The organism is Streptomyces sp. NPDC031225 (assembly GCF_055570355.1).
Genome location: NZ_JBVIHJ010000025.1, coordinates 151,839 through 170,531 on the forward strand (window position 1 = coordinate 151,839; position 18,693 = coordinate 170,531).

At 71.6% G+C, this 18,693-nt stretch carries 21 protein-coding genes; 10 read left to right on the top strand and 11 right to left on the bottom strand.

What is annotated here, in order from left to right:
• Positions 1 to 2: 2 nt before the first annotated feature.
• Positions 3 to 692 carry a response regulator transcription factor gene (locus ACZ48Z_RS34860; RefSeq protein WP_468739905.1) on the bottom strand — a complete coding sequence of 230 codons (690 nt, stop codon included), beginning with the start codon at positions 690 to 692 and terminating at the stop codon, positions 3 to 5.
• A 103-nt stretch (positions 693 to 795) separates the two neighbouring features.
• Entirely contained in the window at positions 796 to 2,055 is a 1,260-nt protein-coding gene (locus tag ACZ48Z_RS34865) for a sensor histidine kinase (RefSeq protein WP_468739906.1), read from the bottom strand.
• Between the two features lie 170 nt (positions 2,056 to 2,225).
• Here ACZ48Z_RS34865 and ACZ48Z_RS34870 point away from each other — a divergent pair, with 170 nt between their 5' ends.
• On the top strand, positions 2,226 to 2,429 hold the full coding sequence (locus tag ACZ48Z_RS34870) for a hypothetical protein (protein WP_468739907.1): 204 nt from the start codon (positions 2,226 to 2,228) through the stop codon (positions 2,427 to 2,429).
• Here the strand turns inward: ACZ48Z_RS34870 and ACZ48Z_RS34875 are convergent.
• The gene (locus ACZ48Z_RS34875) at positions 2,413 to 2,799 is read right to left on the bottom strand and encodes a ribonuclease domain-containing protein (RefSeq protein WP_468739908.1); all 387 of its coding nucleotides are present in this window, start codon (positions 2,797 to 2,799) and stop codon (positions 2,413 to 2,415) included. The genes ACZ48Z_RS34870 and ACZ48Z_RS34875 overlap by 17 nt on opposite strands.
• A gap of 121 nt (positions 2,800 to 2,920) precedes the next feature.
• Positions 2,921 to 3,382, bottom strand: a complete 462-nt coding sequence (locus ACZ48Z_RS34880) for a hypothetical protein (RefSeq protein ID WP_468739909.1) — start codon at positions 3,380 to 3,382, stop codon at positions 2,921 to 2,923.
• A gap of 225 nt (positions 3,383 to 3,607) precedes the next feature.
• Here ACZ48Z_RS34880 and ACZ48Z_RS34885 point away from each other — a divergent pair, with 225 nt between their 5' ends.
• Positions 3,608 to 4,363 (top strand): 3-oxoacyl-ACP reductase family protein, encoded by a 756-nt coding sequence (locus ACZ48Z_RS34885; protein WP_468739910.1) that lies wholly within the window; start codon positions 3,608 to 3,610, stop codon positions 4,361 to 4,363.
• Positions 4,364 to 4,506: 143 nt separating this feature from the next.
• Here the strand turns inward: ACZ48Z_RS34885 and alc are convergent, their stop codons facing one another.
• Together alc and allB are read right to left on the bottom strand one after the other, a co-directional pair.
• Positions 4,507 to 5,622 carry an allantoicase gene (gene alc / locus ACZ48Z_RS34890; protein WP_468739911.1) on the bottom strand — a complete coding sequence of 372 codons (1,116 nt, stop codon included), beginning with the start codon at positions 5,620 to 5,622 and terminating at the stop codon, positions 4,507 to 4,509.
• Between the two features lie 38 nt (positions 5,623 to 5,660).
• The gene (gene allB / locus ACZ48Z_RS34895) at positions 5,661 to 7,001 is read right to left on the bottom strand and encodes an allantoinase AllB (RefSeq protein ID WP_468739912.1); all 1,341 of its coding nucleotides are present in this window, start codon (positions 6,999 to 7,001) and stop codon (positions 5,661 to 5,663) included.
• A gap of 249 nt (positions 7,002 to 7,250) precedes the next feature.
• Between allB and ACZ48Z_RS34900 the strand changes: the two genes are divergently transcribed.
• Both ACZ48Z_RS34900 and ACZ48Z_RS34905 read left to right on the top strand, forming a co-directional pair.
• Positions 7,251 to 8,045, top strand: a complete 795-nt coding sequence (locus ACZ48Z_RS34900; protein ID WP_468739913.1) for an IclR family transcriptional regulator — start codon at positions 7,251 to 7,253, stop codon at positions 8,043 to 8,045.
• Entirely contained in the window at positions 8,042 to 8,191 is a 150-nt protein-coding gene (locus ACZ48Z_RS34905; protein ID WP_468739914.1) for a DUF6304 family protein, read from the top strand. The genes ACZ48Z_RS34900 and ACZ48Z_RS34905 overlap by 4 nt, the downstream gene beginning before the upstream one ends.
• A gap of 146 nt (positions 8,192 to 8,337) precedes the next feature.
• Here the strand turns inward: ACZ48Z_RS34905 and ACZ48Z_RS34910 are convergent, their stop codons facing one another.
• Entirely contained in the window at positions 8,338 to 8,622 is a 285-nt protein-coding gene (locus ACZ48Z_RS34910) for a DUF5955 family protein (RefSeq protein ID WP_468739915.1), read from the bottom strand.
• 205 nt (positions 8,623 to 8,827) lie between these two features.
• On the opposite strand from ACZ48Z_RS34910, the gene ACZ48Z_RS34915 reads away from it, so the two are divergent.
• On the top strand, positions 8,828 to 9,427 hold the full coding sequence (locus ACZ48Z_RS34915; RefSeq protein WP_468739916.1) for a nucleotidyltransferase family protein: 600 nt from the start codon (positions 8,828 to 8,830) through the stop codon (positions 9,425 to 9,427).
• A 194-nt stretch (positions 9,428 to 9,621) separates the two neighbouring features.
• Complete coding sequence (aceB, locus tag ACZ48Z_RS34920; protein WP_468739917.1) at positions 9,622 to 11,247, top strand: malate synthase A; 1,626 nt, start codon at positions 9,622 to 9,624, stop codon at positions 11,245 to 11,247.
• On the opposite strand, the gene ACZ48Z_RS34925 is transcribed toward aceB, so the two are convergent.
• The gene (locus tag ACZ48Z_RS34925; protein WP_389108199.1) at positions 11,237 to 11,527 is read right to left on the bottom strand and encodes an Rdx family protein; all 291 of its coding nucleotides are present in this window, start codon (positions 11,525 to 11,527) and stop codon (positions 11,237 to 11,239) included. The genes aceB and ACZ48Z_RS34925 overlap by 11 nt on opposite strands.
• On the bottom strand, positions 11,524 to 12,429 hold the full coding sequence (locus tag ACZ48Z_RS34930) for a HipA family kinase (protein WP_468739918.1): 906 nt from the start codon (positions 12,427 to 12,429) through the stop codon (positions 11,524 to 11,526). The genes ACZ48Z_RS34925 and ACZ48Z_RS34930 overlap by 4 nt, the downstream gene beginning before the upstream one ends.
• Before the next feature lie 147 nt (positions 12,430 to 12,576).
• Between ACZ48Z_RS34930 and ACZ48Z_RS34935 the strand changes: the two genes are divergently transcribed.
• Together ACZ48Z_RS34935 and ACZ48Z_RS34940 are read left to right on the top strand one after the other, a co-directional pair.
• Positions 12,577 to 13,338, top strand: a complete 762-nt coding sequence (locus tag ACZ48Z_RS34935) for an FHA domain-containing protein (RefSeq protein ID WP_468739930.1) — start codon at positions 12,577 to 12,579, stop codon at positions 13,336 to 13,338.
• Positions 13,335 to 14,741, top strand: a complete 1,407-nt coding sequence (locus ACZ48Z_RS34940) for a serine/threonine-protein kinase (protein ID WP_468739919.1) — start codon at positions 13,335 to 13,337, stop codon at positions 14,739 to 14,741. Before ACZ48Z_RS34935 ends, ACZ48Z_RS34940 begins: the two co-directional genes overlap by 4 nt.
• 49 nt (positions 14,742 to 14,790) lie before the next feature.
• Here ACZ48Z_RS34940 and ACZ48Z_RS34945 read toward each other — a convergent pair whose 3' ends face one another.
• Together ACZ48Z_RS34945 and ACZ48Z_RS34950 are read right to left on the bottom strand one after the other, a co-directional pair.
• Positions 14,791 to 15,681 (bottom strand): M23 family metallopeptidase, encoded by an 891-nt coding sequence (locus ACZ48Z_RS34945; protein WP_468739920.1) that lies wholly within the window; start codon positions 15,679 to 15,681, stop codon positions 14,791 to 14,793.
• A 101-nt stretch (positions 15,682 to 15,782) separates the two neighbouring features.
• Positions 15,783 to 17,072 (bottom strand): SH3 domain-containing protein, encoded by a 1,290-nt coding sequence (locus tag ACZ48Z_RS34950; protein WP_468739921.1) that lies wholly within the window; start codon positions 17,070 to 17,072, stop codon positions 15,783 to 15,785.
• Positions 17,073 to 17,236: 164 nt separating this feature from the next.
• Here ACZ48Z_RS34950 and ACZ48Z_RS34955 point away from each other — a divergent pair, with 164 nt between their 5' ends.
• Complete coding sequence (locus tag ACZ48Z_RS34955; protein ID WP_468739922.1) at positions 17,237 to 18,016, top strand: M23 family metallopeptidase; 780 nt, start codon at positions 17,237 to 17,239, stop codon at positions 18,014 to 18,016.
• 72 nt (positions 18,017 to 18,088) lie between these two features.
• Positions 18,089 to 18,538, top strand: a complete 450-nt coding sequence (locus ACZ48Z_RS34960) for an RICIN domain-containing protein (RefSeq protein ID WP_468739923.1) — start codon at positions 18,089 to 18,091, stop codon at positions 18,536 to 18,538.
• Positions 18,539 to 18,693 lie beyond the last annotated feature (155 nt).

Below are 18,693 nucleotides of genomic sequence, written 5' to 3' on the forward strand. Positions count from 1 at the left end.
GCCTAGTGCCCGTCCCCGCCGGAATCCCGGCCGTCCTCCAGGAGCCCCGCGTCGTACGCCAACAGGGCGATCTGCACCCGGTTGTTGAGGTCGAGCTTGGCCAGGACGCGGGACACGTGGGTCTTGACCGTGGCGACGCTCATGTAGAGGGCGGCGGCGATCTCGGCGTTCGACAGGCCCTGGCCGACCGCGATCGCGACCTCGCGTTCGCGGTCGTTGAGTGCGGCGACGCGCTCACGCGCGCGTGCCCGTCGGGTGTCGGCGGCACTGCCGGCCGCGTGTTCCATCAGCTGGCGGGTGACGGTCGGCGACAGGACGGGGTCGCCGGCGGCGACGCGGCGGACGGCAGCGAGGATGTCGGCGGGCGGGGTGTCCTTGAGGACGAATCCCGCGGCGCCCGCGCGCAGGGCGCGCAGGACCTGCTCGTCCGCGTGGAACGTGGTCAGGACGACGACCTGCGGCGCGTCGGGCCGGCCGCGCAGCCGCTCGGTGGCCGCGAGGCCGTCCACCGAAGGCATCCGGATGTCCATGAGGACGACGTCCGGACGGGTCCGGTCGACGACGGCCTCGACCTCGGCGCCGTCCGCCGCCTCACCGACGATCTCGATGTCGTCGGCGCCGCCCATCATCAGGGACAGGCCGGCCCGCACGAGGGGGTCGTCGTCGACGAGGAGCAGTCTGATCGCAGTCATGGGTCTTACGTAACCACGGCGGGGCGGGGAGCAATCACCTTTGCGGGCCGGTGAGTTGCGCCGACCGTCGACCCCACGGCAGCCGCACCCCGCTCCCCGGCCCTCAACTCCACGGCAGCCACGCCCGTACCCGGAACGCCCCGTCCGCCTCCACGCCGTGCTCCAGCCGGCCCCCGGCCAGCGTCGCGCGCTCGGTGAGGCCGATCAGGCCCTGCCCCGAGCCGGGGACGTGCGGCACCTCGCCCTCGGGTGCGGGGTTGCGCACCGTCATGACGAGGCCCTCGCCCGGGCCGCCGGTGACGGTGACCGTGACCTCCGTGCCGGGGGCGTGCTTGCGGGCGTTGGTCAGGCCCTCCTGGGCGATGCGGTAGGCGGTGCGGCCGACGGAGGCGGGCACGGCCGAAGGGTCGGTGACGCGACTGTCGAGGGTGACCTTCATGCCCGCCTCGCGGGACTCGGCGACCAGGGTGTCGAGCGCGGCGAGGGTCGGCTGGGGGCGGCCCGTGTCGTCGTGGTCACCCGCCCGCAGTACGCCGATGATCTCCCGCAGGTCCTGGAGCGCTTCGTGCGCGCTCTCCCGGATGACGCCGGCCGCCCGCGCTACCTCCTCCCGGGGCGCGTCGGGCCGGAACTCCAGGGCGCCCGCGTGCACGCTGAGCAGCGTCAGCCGGTGCGCGAGCACGTCGTGCATCTCCCGCGCGATGGCCTCGCGGGCCAGCCGCTGCGCCTGCTCGGCCCGCAGTCCCGCCTCCGTCTCGGCACGCCGGGCGCGGTCGCGCAGGCTGAACATGAGCTGCCGTTTGGCCCGCACCAGCAGGCCCCAGCCGACGGTCGCGGTGATCAGCACCACGGCGAGGACGACCGTGACGACATACGGCAGATCGGCGTCGGGACGCAGCCGCAAGGAGAGCGGCACCAGGGCGATGTTGAGGCCGACGAGCCAGGCCACGTGGCGGAAGGGGCGGTGTACGGCGAGCGTGAACAGGGCGATCATGCAGGCGCCGCCGGCGGTGTCCGAGAGCAGCCCGAGCGGGACCGTGGCCACGGCGAGGCCGAGCGGCCAGCGGCGGCGCAGCCAGACGGCGGCGCAGGCGGCCGCGCCCAGCAGCTGGTCGAGGGTGGCGGCGGAGTGCGTCACATGCGGGTTGTCGCTCACCGCGTCCGCGCCGATCATGCCGATGGCGACGGCGAGCAGGAAGCAGGAGAAGTCGACGATCCAGTCGCGCGCGGTGCGTCGGGGCCGCCTGCCGGGCCGGGCGGTCGCGGGGTCGAACTCGTGGATCACCGCGGACGGCAGCAGCCAGCGTCGGCCGGGAAAGGCCGGGGGTTCGGGAACCGCTTCGTCACCGCTCACGGTCGACAAATCTACGCAGTGAGGGCCCGTCGCACCCGTCCACGAGCGGGATCCTCGACCAAAGTCGCGACAGCGCAGACTTTCGGCGTGGGCGGCGGCGTGGGTCCGATGCTTTCGCGGAAGGGGGCTCGCCCCGCGGCCGATGTTCTGTGGGGGGTCCGCGGGGCGAGGGTCTCTCCATGAAGCAACTGCTCGAACTACTGGGTTTCCTCGCCCTGGTGCAGGGCGGGGCGGGACTGCTGCACGAGTTCACCGACTGGCACATCGGGCTCGTCCAGCGGATCGGTTTCCTCGACGGCTACGAGGTCTACGCGAGCGTCGCCCTCATCGTGCTGGCGTTCGCGCTGTTCACCGCCGCGGACACCCTCAGCAGCCGAAGTTGACCAGGTTGAACGTCACGTAGTGGTCCGCGGTGTAGTAGTCCTCCTGGGTCCGTTGACCGGTGACGATCCGGCGCGCTCCACGCGTGGAGGAACCGGGGGTGATGACCGTGTACTCGTGGTAGTAGCTGCTCGACTGACTCGGCAGGACGCCTTCCCGGTTCTGGAAGACGACGCCGTCCTGCGAGTAGGGGTAGGGACCGCCCTCCTCGATCAGGTCCAGAGTGTCGTGGGCCTGGGAGGGCAGCTTGGTGTAGCAGACGCTGCCGACCGCGGCGGCCGCCGGGGTGGCGGTGACGGTGCCGCCGGCGAGGAGAGCGGACAGGACGGCGGCCGCGGCGCCGGTACGAGTGATCCGTGGGGGGAATCTCATGCCCTCATGATGACGCGCGTAGACAGTGGCATGTCAATGACAACTCCGGAGATTTTCCCGTCAAGTCCGATGAGTTTTCAGGGAGTTAACCTGCCGCACCACGTCTTCACGAAGCTCGGGATCAGGACCGGCTGCGGGCGAGGTCCAGCTGGTCGAGGAATGACTCCATCGCGGTCTCGGCGTCGATGCAGTCGGTGAGGTCGACTCCTCCCTTGTCGGTCTTGACGTTGCGCAGGCAGTGCGAGGCGGTCGTCTGGACCAGGTCGAGGGTGTCCTTCCACTCGGCCTGGGTGAGCTTGTCCGGCAGTTCGCCGTACGCCCTCGCCGCCTTCACGTCGTCGAGCACCTGACTGCAGCGCGAGGCGATGCCCGCGTCCGCGCCGGTCGAACCGCCGCTGTCCTGGATCAGGGTGCGCACGTCCTTGGCGATGGTGAGTATGTGCTTCTGACCGCCGTCCTTGGACCAGCTCGCCAGCGTCTTCTCGTCCTCGGAGCAGCCGGCCAGGGCGGCGAGCAGCAGGGTCGCGCCGGCTGCGACGAGAACGCCTCGCACGGCGGGACGCGAGCGGATCGACAGGTTCATGGGATTCCCTCTCCATTGCTTGTTCATGTGCGCTCCCCCTCCGCGACGGCCTCGTGCGACCGGCCGATTCGCCACGATCGCAAACCGCGGCTCCGGGTTCATCGGGGAAATCACTGACTTCTCCACGCGTCGGAAGGGAAGCCGGCAGCAGGCGAACGTCCGGCCCGGCAACGGCTGAGGGCGGTGTCCGAGGACCGCCAGCGGTCCGGTGTCCGGGCCGGTGGGATGGACGTCATGACAACGACTTATGGAACTCTGGACGGCAAGGTCGCACTCGTCACCGGCGGCAGCCGGGGTATCGGCGCGGCCACCGCGCTGCGACTGGCGCGGGAGGGGGCGGATGTGGCCCTGACGTATGTGAGCGGCAAGGAGGGGGCCGCGGACGTCGTACGCCGTGTCGAGGCACTGGGGCGCCGGGCTGTGGCTCTGCGTGCCGACTCCGCGGACGCGCAGGAGGCGGCGGGGGCGGTGCGGCGTACGGCGGAGGCGCTCGGCGGACTGGACGTGCTGGTGAACAACGCGGGCGTGGGCGTGCTCGGCCCGTTGGACGGTCTGTCCCTCGCAGACATTGACCGGGTGCTGGCCGTCAACGTGCGCGGGGTGTTCCTGACCTCGCAGGAAGCGGCAGCGCACATGCGTCCGGGCGGCCGGATCATCACGATCGGCAGCTGCATGACCCAGCGCGTGCCGGGCCCCGGCGGGACCCTGTACGCGACGACCAAGTCGGCCCTGATCGGCCTGACCAAGGCCCTCGCGCGCGAGCTCGGTCCGCGGGGGATCACGGCGAACATCGTCCACCCCGGCCCCACCGACACCGACATGAACCCGGCAGCGGGGCCGTTCGCGGCGGGGCAGGCCGCGATGACCGCGCTGGGGCGGTTCGGTACGGCGGAGGAGGTGGCGTCGATGGTGACGTATCTGGCCGGGGCGGACTATGTCACCGGCGCGGAGTTCGCCGTGGACGGCGGCCACGCGGCGTAGGACAGGCGCGGCCGGAACCCGGCGGGCGGCATCCGCTGTCCCGCCGGGTTCCGGAACTCGGCGCCGGGGCAGACGGGTTCACGCGCCGTGAGCCCGTGAGCCCGTGAGCCCGAGAGCCCGAGAGCCCGTCAGGGGCCCCTGGCTCAGCCGCCCAGTTCCTGGTGCCGCGCCGACAGGGCCGCCGCACCCGCCTCCGTCAGCGACCCGAACAACCGCAGCCGTGAGATCCCGCCGTCCGGGAAGATGTCCACGCGTGCGTGCGTCCCCCTCGCCGGCTCCGGCAGGACGAAGCGGTGGTTGGTGTCGGGCTGGAGGCGGGTGCGCGGGAGGATTTCGAGCCAGTCGCCGTCGTCGCCGTCGCGGACCGACACCGAGGCCCAGCCCGCACTGTTCCCCTTCAGATACGCCGTGTCGATCTCGATCGCCCGGATGTGGGACTGGGCGGCGAGGCGGTAGCGGATCCAGTCGTTGCCCCGGTCCCGGCGTCGCCGTGTCTCCCAGCCGTCGTCCATCTTGCGGGAACGCCCGGGCTGGATGGTGTTGGACGCCGGTGAGTAGAAGAGGTTCGACGCGTCCTCTGCCTGGCCGCCGTTCTCCAGGGCGACCACGTCGAAGGTGCCGAGCACCGCCAGCCATGCGGGGTCCGGCACGACCTCGCCGTACACGCGCAGGCGGGCGATGCCGCCGTCGGGATGCTGGTTGACCCGCACATGTGTGAAGCGCTGTTCGAGCGATACGGCGAAGCCGTTCGCCGCGTGGCCGCCCACCGGCGTGCGCGGGACCAGCGTCGTCCACTTCACGTCGTCGCCCAGCAGCTCCTGCGGTGACGGTGCGCCGGGGACGGACGTGCCCTCCACCGACACCGCCTGCGGGTAGTTGCCGCGGAAGTGCGCCGTGTCGACGACGATCCCCCGGATCACGCCGGGCGCGCCGAGCCGCACCAGCGCCCAGTCGTGGTCCTCCTCCGTCGGCCAGGGGTGCCCGGCCGAGGCCCCTCGGCGGCGCCGCGTCTCCCAGCCGTCCATGATCTTGCCCTTGTGCCCGAAGTGCTCGGGATCGAACTCGGCCCGCTCCGGCATCAGCAGGTTCTCGCGCTCGGCGAAGAACTCGTCGTTGGCGGCGATGACCCCGGCGCCGAGCTGCCGGGCGGCGAGGTCGGCGTACTGGGTGAAGGGGAAGTCCGCGGTGCGGTAGTCCGCGTACGGGTCACCGCCGCCGTACGGGTTCGCGTCGCCGGTGAAGCTCACAATCGCCGTCACGTACTTGTACCTTTCAGAGGTGGGCCGGTGCGGGTGAATCAGGGCGTGCGGGTGAGCAGTTGGCCCTGCGGGGGCGTGAACTCGCCGTTCACCACAATGGGTCGGCCCCGCAGCCAGGTCGACTTCACGACGCCGTACAGGGTCTTGCCCGCGTATGCGGTGACACGGTTGCGGTGCTGGAGGGCCGCGGGGTCCACGGTGAACGTCTCGTCGGGGGCGAGAACCGCGAAGTCGGCGTCACGGCCGGCCTCGATGGCGCCCTTGCGTGCGTCAAGGCCCACCAGTTCGGCCGTACGGGCCGACATCCAGCGGACCACGTCCTCCAGCGGGTGACCGCGCCGGCGGGCTTCCGTCCAGACCGCCGCCAGGCTCAGCTGCAGGCCCGAGATGCCGCCCCACGCCGTCGCGAAGTCGTCCGTCTTGAGGTCGGCGGTGGACGGCGAGTGGTCGGTGACCACGCAGTCGATGGTGCCGTCGGCGAGGGCCTGCCACAGCAGGTCCTGGTTGGCGGACTCGCGGATGGGCGGGCAGCACTTGAACTCGCTTGCGCCGTCCGGGACTTCCTCGGCGGTCAGGGTGAGGTAGTGCGGGCAGGTCTCGACGGTGACGCGGACGCCCTCCGCCCTGGCCCGGGCGATCTGCGGGAGCGCGTCGCTCGACGAGAGATGCAGGACGTGCACGCGGGCGTCCAACCGCTTCGCCTCGGCGATGAGTCGGGCGATCGCGGTGTCCTCGGCGCCCCGGGGGCGGGAGGCCAGGAAGTCGGCGTACTTGGGGCCGCCCTGCTGCGGTGCGGCCTCCAGGTGGTGCGGGTCCTCGGCGTGCACGATGAGCAGGCCGCCGAAGGAGGCGATCTCGGCCAGGGACCGGGCGAGCCCGTCCTGGTCGAGATGCGGGAACTCCTCGACCCCGGACGGCGACAGGAACGCCTTGAAGCCGAAGGCGCCCGACTCGTGCAGCGGACGCAGGTCCTTGACGTTGTCGGGCAGGGCGCCGCCCCAGAAGCCGACGTCGATGTGGGCCTTGTCGGCGGCGACTTCCCGCTTCGTGCGGAGGTTGTCGACCGTCGTCGTGGGCGGGAGGGAGTTGAGCGGCATGTCGACGAGGGTGGTGATGCCGCCGGCCGCCGCCGCGCGCGTGGCGGTCCAGAAGCCCTCCCACTCGGTGCGGCCGGGGTCGTTGACGTGCACGTGGGTGTCGACCAGGCCGGGCAGCAGGACGTCGTCACCGAGGTCCTCCAGACGGGCCCCTTCGGGTACGGGAGCCTCGTACGGCAGTACGGCCGTGATCCTGCCGCCCGCGACCGCGACCGACGCGGCCCGCGTCCCCTCGGGTGTGATGACGCGCGTCGAACGCAGCACCAGTTCTGTGCCGGACACCCGGACCCCTCTCTGCCGCCGTTAACTTCCGCGTAACGGAATTCAACTTTCTGTTGAAGGAGTCTTCACTCCCGTTCGAGCGCCGTCAAGGGCACACTTCCTCACAGTGCACCCGATGCCGGACCTCTGGACGTTTCCACAAAGCGGAATTAGAATTCCAGCAAGCAGAACGTAGCTACGCACCAGCGGGGAGTCAACCGACTGCCGGGTAGGCTTCTGCCCTTCCGCCAGCCCCGAAAGGAACGCGCCGTGCCGACGTCCAGCGCCAGCACCACCGACTCCGCCAAGTCCGCCGGTGGCGGGGTCCAGTCCCTCGAGCGCGCCTTCGACCTGCTGGAGCGGATGGCGGACGCGGGCGGAGAGGTCGGACTGAGCGAACTGTCGGCGAGCAGCGGACTGCCACTGCCCACCATCCACCGCCTCATGCGGACGCTCGTGACCTGCGGATACGTCCGCCAACAGCCCAACCGCCGCTACGCGCTGGGCCCGCGCCTGATCCGCCTCGGCGAGTCGTCCGCCCGGTTGCTCGGCACCTGGGCCCGCCCCTACCTCGCCCGGCTGGTCGAGGAGACCGGCGAGACGGCCAACATGGCGCTGCTCGACGGCGACGAGATCGTCTACGTCGCCCAGGTGCCGTCGAAGCACTCGATGCGGATGTTCACCGAGGTCGGCCGGCGCGTCCTGCCGCACTCCACCGGCGTCGGCAAGGCCCTGCTCGCCCACACCCCCGACGACGAGGTGCGCGCGCTCCTCGCCCGCACCGGCATGCCCGCCGCGACGGAGAAGACGATCACCACGCCGGACGGTTTCCTCGCGGCCCTGGAGACGGTGCGCGGCCAGGGGTACGCCGTCGACGACAACGAGCAGGAGATCGGCGTCCGCTGCCTCGCGGTCTCGGTGCCCAACTCCCCCACCGCGGCCGCCATTTCGATCTCCGGCCCGGCGGGGCGGGTCACCGAGGCGGCCACCGAGAAGATCGTCCCGGTGCTGCAGCAGGTGGCCGGCGAACTCTCCGAGGCACTGGCCAGCCAGAACCCGGCATGACGGCCCTTCAGCGCCTGCCGGGGCGGTACACCGACCGGCACGGCGCCGAGGAGATCATCTTCGAGTCGGACGGCCGGGAGCTGATCCGTACGACGATCAGGGGCGTTACCTTCGAGGGCGATTCCATCGACGACCTCGGTGCCTGAGCGGTGAGCCGCCGGAGCAGGCGTTCTGGTTCTTCGACGGCGGGCTGTGCTCCTGACTCCTGGAGTGGGAGGTGCCGATGCCGGTCGAGCACCGCCCCTCGAAGGCCGGATATCGCGGATCCTTTCCGGCCCCCCGGCTGTAGTGCCTAGCGCCGCGGTTCCCCGAACAGTTCCACCGCGTCGCGTACCGCCGCCAGTCCTCGTGACAGGGCGCTGACCGAGCCGATCGCTCCGGCGATCAGCAGCAACGACCGCCGTAGCCGCGGGACTTCGGGCTGCCCGTAGACCGTCATGGCGGCGAGCGCGGCGAGTTCGTCCTCGGCGATGCCCCGGTCGGGGAACTCGGCCGGGTGCGCGGCGAGTTCGCGGCGCAGCCGGGACACCGCGGTCCGCAGTTCCGCCACTCTCGGATCGTTGTCACTGCCGGTCACTGGCCTCTGCCCCAAGCTCCGCAACACAGCTCGCCCCCTCGCACGCCGTAGTGCGCCCCACCGTCGTGAAGCCCCTGCGGTGTTGGTCGGACGCCGAGGGACGCGGGTCAGTAAACGCCACGGAGTGCGCCGGGCGCCACCGTGCGGACCGAAATTCAGCCTGCTGAAACCGGGCGCACCCCGGCGCGTCAGGTATGCAGGACGCATGACTGAGAACGAACAGCAGGTCGCCGGGCTGCTTCTCGCGGCGGGCGGCGGGCGGCGGCTCGGCGGGCGCCCCAAGGCGCTGCTCGAACACCGGGGCCGGCCGCTCGTCGAACACGCGGCCGGCGTCCTGCGCGCGGCCGGCTGCACCCGCGTGCACGTGGTCCTGGGGGCCGCCGCAGCGGTCGTACGGGAGCGGGCGGAACTCGGCGGTTGCGTGCTCGTGGAGAACCCGGCGTGGGCCGACGGCATGGGGTCGTCCCTGCGGGCCGGGCTCGACTCGCTGGCCGGTACGGGGGCGCGGGCGGCGCTCGTGTCGCTCGTCGACCAGCCCGGGATCGGGGTGGAGGCGGTGCGCCGGGTGCTCGCCGCCCACGAGGACGACTCCTCGCTCGTGTCGGCCGCCTACGACGGCGTACGCGGTCACCCCGTCCTCTTCGGCGCCGCGCACTGGGCCCGGATCGCCGCGACTGCGACCGGGGACCGGGGGGCACGCGCCTATCTGAGGGAACACCGGGACGCCCTCACGCTCGTGGAGTGCGCGGACGTGGCCGAGCCCTACGACATCGACACACCGGCCGATCTGGCGCACCTTGAGTGAGCGCGTTGGCACTGAGCGCCACGTTGGCTCGACCCGGAGAATCTCGACATCAACAAACGATTGAACTTCCACGATGAGGAAACTAGTATCCACTGTTCAGAAGCGTCCTGTCCCTGCTGAACCCGGTGAAGGGCGCCGCTCGCGTACCCGGTTCGACTGGCACCCGGTGCCACCGCTGAAGGAAGTGACAGCTCATGTCCGCACCAGCGCCGTCCCCGCTGGCCATCGTCGACGCCGAGCCCCTGCCGCGGCAGGAGGAGGTCCTCACCGAGGCGGCCCTCGCCTTCGTGGCCGAGCTGCACCGCCGGTTCACGCCCCGGCGCGACGAGCTCCTCGCCCTCCGCGGTGAGCGCCGCGCCGAGATCGCCCGCACCTCCACGCTCGACTTCCTCCCGGAGACCGCCGCGATCCGCGCGGACGACTCCTGGAAGGTGGCCCCCTCCCCCGCGGCCCTCGACGACCGCCGGGTCGAGATCACCGGCCCCACGGACCGCAAGATGACCATCAACGCCCTCAACTCCGGCGCCAGGGTGTGGCTCGCGGACTTCGAGGACGCGTCGGCGCCGACGTGGGAGAACGTCGTCCTCGGTCAGGTCAACCTCGCGGACGCGTACACGCGCAACATCGACTTCACCGACGAGAAGTCCGGCAAGTCGTACGCCCTCAAGGCCGACGAAGACCTCGCCACCGTCGTCATGCGGCCGCGCGGCTGGCACCTGAACGAGCGGCACCTCGTCGATGCCGACGGCACCCAGGTCCCGGGCTCCCTCGTCGACTTCGGGCTCTACTTCTTCCACAACGCCCAGCGCCTGATCGACCTCGGCAAGGGCCCGTACTTCTACCTCCCGAAGACCGAGTCGCACCTCGAAGCGCGCCTGTGGAACGACGTGTTCGTCTTCGCGCAGGAGTACACCGGCATCCCGCAGGGCACCGTCCGCGCCACCGTCCTCATCGAGACGATCACGGCCGCGTACGAGATGGAGGAGATCCTCTACGAACTCCGCGACCACGCCTCGGGGTTGAACGCGGGCCGCTGGGACTACCTGTTCTCCATCGTCAAGAACTTCCGTGACGGCGGCGCCAAGTTCGTCCTGCCCGACCGCAACCTGGTCACGATGACCGCCCCGTTCATGCGGGCGTACACCGAACTCCTCGTCCGCACCTGCCACAAGCGCGGCGCGCACGCGATCGGCGGCATGGCCGCCTTCATCCCCTCGCGCCGGGACGCCGAGGTGAACAAGGTGGCCTTCGAGAAGGTGCGTGCCGACAAGGACCGTGAGGCGGCCGACGGTTTCGACGGCTCCTGGGTCGCCCACCCCGACCTGGTCCCGATCGCCATGGAGTCCTTCGACAAGGTCCTCGGCGACAAGCCGAACCAGAAGGACCGGCTGCGCGAGGACGTCCACGTCGAGGCCGCCGACCTCATCGCGGTCGACTCGCTGGACGCCAGGCCGACGTACAACGGGCTCGTCAACGCCGTCCAGGTCGGCATCCGTTACATCGAGGCGTGGCTGCGCGGGCTCGGCGCGGTCGCCATCTTCAACCTCATGGAGGACGCGGCCACCGCCGAGATCTCCCGCTCGCAGATCTGGCAGTGGATCAACGCGGGCGTCGAGTTCGAGAACGGCGAACGCGCGACTCCGGAGCTGGCCCGCAAGGTCGCCGCCGAGGAACTCTCCGGCATCCGCCAGGAGATCGGCGAGGAGGCCTTCGCGGCCGGCCACTGGCAGCAGGCCCACGACCTGCTGCTCCAGGTCTCCCTCGACGCCGACTACGCGGACTTCCTGACGCTGCCCGCGTACGAGCAGCTCAAGGGCTGACGTCGTCGGAGGTCCTGTCCGAGTGGCCCAGGGACTTTCCCGGGGCCACTCGGTCGCGTACGGCCTGCTTGACCGCCGTCGGCTCCGGGAAGCCCTGCTCACGCCGGTCCCAGACGACCTCGTCGTCGACGCGGACGACGAAGACGCCGCCCGTGCCCGGCTTCAGGGCCAGTTCCGTCAGTTCGGTCTCGAAGGTCGTGAGCAGTTCCTGGGCCAGCCAGGCAGCGCGGGGCAGCCAGCGGCACTGGGTGCAGTACTCGATCTCGACACGGCCACTCATCCGAGGTGCACCGACCAATCCTGTTCCGCGGCCGGTTTGCCGTGCAGGTCGGGGACCCGCTTCAGCCACGTGGGCCGGCCTTTCTCCGTCCTCGCCGCACGAAGGGCCTCCTCGGCGGCGAGTTCCTCCCGGGTGGGGAAGTCGGTGGGGAGCCAGGCCTCGGAGGCCCGCACACGCGCGTGGAGGTACGTCACGTAGGCCTCGCGTGCCTCGTCCGGGGTCGCGAAGTCGGTGAGCCAGGCGTCGGGGACGGCCGCGGTGACCTCGCGCAGGACGTCGAGGGTGACCCGGGGCGCGAGGTCCGCGTCGGCGGCGCGCACGTCCGGGCCGTAGTGGCCGAGGGCGTGGTGGCGGAAGTCGTAGGACTTCGTGGGGTCGGACCCGTCCCAGCGGTGGTGGAAGACGAGCGCGGCGCCGTGGTCGATCAGCCACAGGCGCGGGGGTGCGATGCCGAGGGTCGGCCAGATCATCAGGTTCGAACTGTGGACCGTACGGTCGACGTTGACGGTGAGCGCGTCGAGCCAGACGATCCGGCCGGCCTCCAGCGCGTCGACCGGGAACGTCCTGGCGATCTCCGGGGTGAGGTCACGGGCGCCCGGCAGATGGTCCATGCCCAGGTTGAGACCGGCACTGGCGCTGTGCAGGTCGCGCACCTCCTGGTGCGGCTCGCTGTCGGCGATCGCCGGGTCGAAGTGCACGAGGACCAGCTCGGGGAAGCGCAGCCCCAGCGCCCGCGCCAGCTCGCCGACGATCACCTCGGCGACCAGCGCCTTGCGGCCCTGCGCGGAGCCGGTGAACTTCACGACGTAGGTGCCGAGGTCGTCGGCCTCGAAGACTCCGGGGACGGAGCCGCCGGAGCGCAGGGGCTCGACGTAGCGGGTCGCGGTAACCTCCCTCAGCATTTCCTCAGGCTATACGTAGTTCCGCGTACGCCCGCGACGGACCGCGTGCGGGTGCAACCGGAGCAGCATGGGGAGGGTGTTACTGGAGGGAGTCCGTGCGTTTGACCGGCGCACGGCGCAAGGGACACACGTGAGAGTCGGGGGATGATGAGCGGCATAGTGATCCATTTGCCACAGGAACCGGTGCGGACGGTGCGGCTCGGCCCGGGTGAAGTGGCGCGCTTCGGCCGTGGCAGCGACACGGCACCCGTGGAGCTGCGGCTCGACGACCCGTCGGTCTCCCGGCTGGCGGGGGAGATCCGGGTGACCGACGAGCACTGGCTGCTGAGCAACTTCAGCACGACGCAGAGCTATCTGGTGGAGAACCCGGAAGGTGCCGGAGAGTATCTGCGGGTGCCGCCGCGCCGCGTCGCGGCACCCATCCCCTTCGAGTTCGCGCGGGTCGTGCTGCCCACGCGCGGATCCGGGGTGACCTTCCACGTCTTCGCGCCCGACCACGTCTACCTCGACCCGAGCGGACCGGAGGGCGACCACCGGGGCACCCGGACCCTGACCGCCTACTCGCTCGACCAGACCTCCGCGTACTTCCTGGTGCTGGTCGCGCTCTGTGAGCCGCGCCTGCGCGACGAGTCGGCGCTCGCGGTACCGACCACACCCGAGATCGTCGAGCGGCTGCGCCCGCAGTGCGAGCGGCTCACGGCCCGCGCCGTCAGCGCCCACATCGACTATCTCGCCGACGAGAAACTCCGCATCGTCCCGCCCGCCGAGCGGGAACCGGGCCGCAGCGCCCGTCGCAACGGCAAACGCGAAACCCTCGTCGGTGTCGCACTGCGCTTCGGCCTGGTCGACGAGCGTCACCTCGGCCTCCTTCCCGCGCGCACGCCGTCCGGGACGGGGGCAGGCCGGTGAGCGGGGCGGCACGGAGAGTTCCCCCCGGTCTGCGGGTCGGGGACTGGGAGGTCGGCGAGCCGATCGCGGAGGGCGGCTGGGGGTGGGTCTACGAGGGCCGCGGCGTGGGCGCGGCGGACGGTGACCGGGTCGTCGCGCTGAAGTTCATGCCGACGGCCGGGCTCGCGCCGCGCCAGGCACGCGGGCTGGTGGAAAGCGCCCGGCGGGAGAGCGAGTTCGGGCGCCGGACCCGGCACCCCCGGCTCGTGAAGCTGCTCGACTCCGTCGTCCTGGACGAGCCGGACCATCCCGAGCTCGACGGAGCGGTCGTGCTGGTGATGGAGCGCGCCGAGCGCAGTCTGCGGCAGCTTCTGGAGGCCGAGGGGGCCCTGCCGGAGGGCGCGGGACCGCGGATTCTGACGCAGATCTGCGAAGGACTGGCGTATCTGCACGCGCAGGGCTGGTTGCACGGCGACCTCAAGCCCGACAACGTCCTGCTCATGGCGGACGGTTCGGTCCGGCTGTCGGACTTCGGGCTGGCCGCCGAGCTCGACGGCACCCTCGGCACGCACGCGTGGATGCCGCCCGCGGGCACGCCCGACTATCTGCCGCCCGAGCGCTGGCGGGCCCCGCTGGGCGAGCGCGGTGTGAAGGTGCGTCCGAGCACCGACATCTGGGCCCTGGGCATCGTGATCCACCAGGTGTTCACCGGGGGCGCCTCACCCTTCCCCGGCGCGACGGGGGCGGCCCGCGGGGCGGCCGTTCAGGAGTTCGCGGCCGGGCTGGCGCCGTTGCGGCTGGATCCCGCCGTGCCTCCGGCGTGGCGCGCGATCGTCGCCGACTGCCTGGCGCCCACCCATGAGATCCGCGCCACGCACACCTCGGCGGCGTTGCTGGCCCGCGTCCGGGCGGCGGACAGCGGCGCGTCCGAGGCGGTTTCCGACAGCGGCCCCTCGCGCCGTGGGCGGCGGCTGCTGCTCGGCGCCGTGACGGTCACGGCTCTGGGGGCGGCGACGGCCGTCAGCTGGCCGTACGTCGCCGGGGACGGCCCAGAGCACGGGACGCGCAACGGGACCGAGGTGCACGCCGAGAACATCTCCGGCACCGCCCCGGCCACCGGCCGTGTCGCGGTGTACAACGTGGAGAAGCTCTGCCGCGACCGGGGCGATGAACGCGACCCGATGTGCAGCCTCGGTCTGGCGGTCGACCCTCAGGCCGCGTACACAATCGACAACGTCGTGCCCACCCGGGTGTGGCACGGGGACGTGCTGCCCGCGGAATGCCGGATGAGCAAGGGGTTTCCGGTGACCGACGAGGTCGGCACCCGCACCACCGCGTGGTACAGGGTCCGGCTGCCCGACGGCAAGGCGTGGCTTCCGGCCGTGCGGACGAAGGACCGGCCCACCGTGCCCGAATGCGGGTGATCCTCCCCGGCCCGGCCGGCGCCGCGTGGCACCGGCCGGGCCGGGCGGGTCAGGTGCAGGTACCGATGTCCCGGCCGTCGTTGTCCTTGGCCTCGTCGTTGCCCCACTTCTGGAGGTAGTAGGCGGAGACGTACGCCCGCGCCGACCCGCCCGCCGCGACCTCGTCGAGGTCGGTGAGCAGCCACCAGTGGTTGTACGACGTGTCGTTGCCCACCTTGTGCCCCCACTTCTTGCACAGGACGTAGTTGGTGCCCTTGCGCAGGGTGCCCTGGGGCGCGCAGCGCGGTGTGCTGTCGCCGACGCAGTCGACGTACTTGTATCCGGTGGCGTCGGCGTAGGTGTCCACCCAGAACCGGTTCGGTGAACCGCCCCCGCCGTCGCACGCGTTGGTGCTCTTGACCTGCGGGAAAGGACCGTTCGGGCTGAGCCGGTACTCGGTGCCCTGGATCACCGGGTGGACCATCTCGTCGGTCTCGCCGTCGTTGTCGCCGTTGGTGTCGTAGAGCTGCTCGTAGTGCAGGTGTGCCTCCTCCGTGCCGACCAGGCCGAGCCGTCCCAGGGGCGTGCCGGAGGCGACGCGCTCGCCGAGGCGCACGTCGACGCGGTCCATGTGCAGATAGACCGTGAACCAGCCGCCGCCGTGGTTGATCTCGAGCCCGCCGGGCTCGAAGAACTCGGTGACCGTGCCGGCGGCGGAGGCGGCGACCGTGGCGCCGAGAGTGGCACCGCCGACCCGGTACATGTCGAGCTTCTTGTCGTCGGGCGCGTGGCCCAGATACGTCTGCAACTGCCAGGTCTGTCCGCACGCGAACGGCAGTCTGAAGTCCGGGCGGGCGGCGGGCGCCGCCGTCGCGGCCGGAGCGCTCGCGCACACCCCCGCCGTCATCAGCAACGCGATCAGCGCCGCCGCCCACCCCGGTTTCCCTCGCCACAGCCTCACGAGTCCCTGCCCTTCCTGTCGATGTCCTGTGGCGACAGTGCCGCAGAGCGGCCGGGAAGGGACTCCGGCACGTTACGGGGTGGGCCGCGGCGTTCAGCGGGTCAGGTGCCGCACTTCCGGCTCACACCGCCGGTCTCGTCGCCCTTGAGGTAGATCGCGCTGACGTAGCCCACCCCGCCCGCGCGCAGCGCGAGTTGCACCCACTTGTCGCTCGTGTAGCCCTCGGCGGAGATGCGCTCGCCGGTCGTCCAGCAGTTCGCCGGGTAGGTCTCGCCCGGGTAGACCTTGCTGACCGGATCGCAGCCGGTGATGCCGGCGCAGGCACGGACGTTGGCCTCCGCCCACGCCGTGACGTTCGTCGTCCCGCCGCCTCCGCCGCCGTCGGTGGGCTGGAAGGTGACGTCCACCCAGTCGTTGTCCGTCATGCCGAGGCCGTCCCAGAACGTGCCGTCGGCCACGTCGATCCCGGCCGGGTTGGCGACCCGGCGGCCGAACTCGTCACGGCCTCCGTTGTAGCCGTTCTGGTAGGCCGCCTGTGCCTCCGGGGTGCCCTGCGGCAGGTCGTTCCACATCTGCCGCTGGCCCGACGGGTTCCAGTAGTCGTCCTGGGTGTTCCAGGGGCCGACGTCCCACACCGGGGCGGTCTCACAGCGTCCCGTGCGCGCATAGCACAGCCGCACCTGGTACTCGCGGCCCCCGTTGTTCGCGAGCATGCGCCGCGAGGGCAGGGCCACGAAGTGGTCGCGTGGCTGGATGACATGGCCGTTGGCCGTGGTCTGCCCGGTCAGGCCCTCCCGGGTGGCGAAGAGCCGGTACGTCACGGACGCCGCGGCGCTCGCCCCGGCTCCGGCGCGTGCGGCGGACCGCGCCGGGTCGGCGTGCACCCGGACGTCCGAGACGACCGGGGACCCGGCCTGACCGCCCAGGAGTGTCAGCCGCACCTGGAGCACGGACACGGCCTGGGACAGCCGCAGCCGGCCCGCGGGGTCGGGGGCGGTCCACTGCGTCCAGTTGCCGGGGTGGTCGCTGCCGCGGACCTCGGTGAGCACCTGGCTTCCCGACGGCACCCGCGCCTCGCGGCGGACGGTGAAGGAGTCGGTCTGCCGCCCGAGGCTCTGGGCCGGCGCGGTGTACACGGCGTACGCCCGCCCGGGGGCGGAGGAGGTGCGGGCGCGGCGGTCGCCGATGGTGAGGCGGCCGTCCGCGCGGTGGCGGGTGTTGTGCTGGTCGGCCGAGGTACTGGCGAGGTCGACCCGCCAGTCGGCCGCGGGGCGCTCCGCGGCGGGTCTCTCCCCGCCGCCGTCGGCGGTGGCGGTGGTGACGGGCGTCAGCCCGCCCACCACAAGCAGGGTGCACAGCCCCTGTATCAGACGTCGGGTGGTGGTTCGCACGGCGCATCTCCCCCATCGGGCTCGGAAACCGTGTGGTTGTCGTGGAGAGCCCTATCGGGCGGGGCCGCGCGCTGTCATTCCGGAACGTTCCGGGTGCCGCCGTGGGCGTCGGCGCGGATAGCTTCCGGGCCGTCCCCACAACGCATCACCGGAGAGGAAGTCCTGTGCGTCTGCATCCGCTCGCCGGACTCGTCGCGGCAGCCGCCGTGTTCCTGCCCCTGACGGCCGCGGTCCCCGCGGTCGCCGCGCCGGCCGCCGCGGCGGCGTTCGCCGCGTCATGCCCCACCGCCGGCGTCATCAGCCAGGGCTACAGCGGCAGCCACGACGGCGTGGACATCGCCAACGCCCTGGGAACGCCCATCTACGCCGTCGGCGCCGGGGAGGTCATCGCCTCCGGCCCCGCCAGCGGGTACGGGCAGTGGATCCGCATCCTGCACGAAGACGGCACCGTGACCGAGTACGGGCACATGTACCAGCGCGACGTCTTTGTCGGCCAGCGCGTCCAGGCCGGGCAGCGCATCGCGCTGATGGGCGCCGAGGGCGAGGCGACCGGCCCGCACCTGCATCTGCGCGTCCGGATCGGCACGTCCACCACGGTCCGCGGCATCGACCCGGTGCCGTACCTGCGCGACCGCGGGGTCAACCTGCCCTGCACGCCCGGCGGAGGCGGCGGAGGCGGAGGCGGGCAGACCACGGTGACCGCGTGGGCGGAGGCCAACGTCCGCTCCTGCGCCGGTGTCACCGGCTGCGATCCGGTCAGCAAGGTCTATCCCAACGAGACGTACCCGGCGAACTGCTGGAAGACCGGTGAGCGCATCTCCGCCGAGGGCTACACCAACGACAAGTGGATCCAGCTCCCGCTGCGCGCGGGCGGGGTCGGCTACGTCAGCGCGATCTACCTCAAGGGCGACGACAAGGGCAACGTCAGCGCCGAGTGCCGCTGACTCCGCTCTCCCCCTCCTTTGCCTCGCCGCGTCCCGCAGTGAGGCACTTCCACCCGACCGAAAGGCACACCCATGTCCTTCGCCACCACTCTCGGCCGCGTCGCGGCGCTCGGCACCACGGCCACCGCGCTCGCGCTGCTGCCCCTGTCCTCGGCCTCGGCCCAGGACGACATCAACACCTTCAAGAACCAGGCGACGAACCGCTGCATCGACGACACCAACAACGGCTTCCGCACCTGGGACTGCAACAGCACCAGCTCCCAGCAGTGGGTCGTGCACCGCTGGAACGACGGCACCGTCCAGCTGAAGAGCAACAACACCAACCGGTGCATGTACGACAGCGACCAGGGCTTCAAGACCCTGCCCTGTGACTCCAGCCCGAACCAGAGCTGGTACGTCAAGAAGTGGGGCGACAACACGATCGAGCTGAAGAACCAGGCGACGAGCCGCTGTATCGACGACAGCAACGCCGGCTTCCGCACCCTCGGGTGCAACGCCGGCACGTACCAGAGCTGGTTCTGACCGCGGGGCCGGTTCCCACAGTCGCCTCGGGGGGGGGGGGGGGGGGGGGGGGGGGGGGGGGGGGGGGAAAAAGGGGGGGGGTGGGTGGGGTGGGGGGGGGGGGGGGGGGGGGGGGGGGGGGGGGGGGGGGGGGGGGGGGGGGGGGGGGGGGGCGT

Bases quoted from the DNA above. Each gene is read 5' to 3' on its own strand.
- ACZ48Z_RS34905 (WP_468739914.1), top strand. From the start codon at position 8,042: ATGACGGCCCTTCAGCGCCTGCCGGGGCGGTACACCGACCGGCACGGC.
- ACZ48Z_RS34925 (WP_389108199.1), bottom strand. From the start codon at position 11,527: ATGAGTGGCCGTGTCGAGATCGAGTACTGCACCCAGTGCCGCTGGCTG.
- ACZ48Z_RS34870 (WP_468739907.1), top strand. From the start codon at position 2,226: ATGAAGCAACTGCTCGAACTACTGGGTTTCCTCGCCCTGGTGCAGGGC.
- ACZ48Z_RS34930 (WP_468739918.1), bottom strand. From the start codon at position 12,429: ATGCTGAGGGAGGTTACCGCGACCCGCTACGTCGAGCCCCTGCGCTCC.
- ACZ48Z_RS34935 (WP_468739930.1), top strand. From the start codon at position 12,577: ATGAGCGGCATAGTGATCCATTTGCCACAGGAACCGGTGCGGACGGTG.
- ACZ48Z_RS34915 (WP_468739916.1), top strand. From the start codon at position 8,828: ATGACTGAGAACGAACAGCAGGTCGCCGGGCTGCTTCTCGCGGCGGGC.
- ACZ48Z_RS34880 (WP_468739909.1), bottom strand. From the start codon at position 3,382: ATGAACCTGTCGATCCGCTCGCGTCCCGCCGTGCGAGGCGTTCTCGTC.
- ACZ48Z_RS34875 (WP_468739908.1), bottom strand. From the start codon at position 2,799: ATGAGATTCCCCCCACGGATCACTCGTACCGGCGCCGCGGCCGCCGTC.
- ACZ48Z_RS34885 (WP_468739910.1), top strand. From the start codon at position 3,608: ATGGACGTCATGACAACGACTTATGGAACTCTGGACGGCAAGGTCGCA.
- ACZ48Z_RS34860 (WP_468739905.1), bottom strand. From the start codon at position 692: ATGACTGCGATCAGACTGCTCCTCGTCGACGACGACCCCCTCGTGCGG.
- ACZ48Z_RS34960 (WP_468739923.1), top strand. From the start codon at position 18,089: ATGTCCTTCGCCACCACTCTCGGCCGCGTCGCGGCGCTCGGCACCACG.
- aceB (WP_468739917.1), top strand. From the start codon at position 9,622: ATGTCCGCACCAGCGCCGTCCCCGCTGGCCATCGTCGACGCCGAGCCC.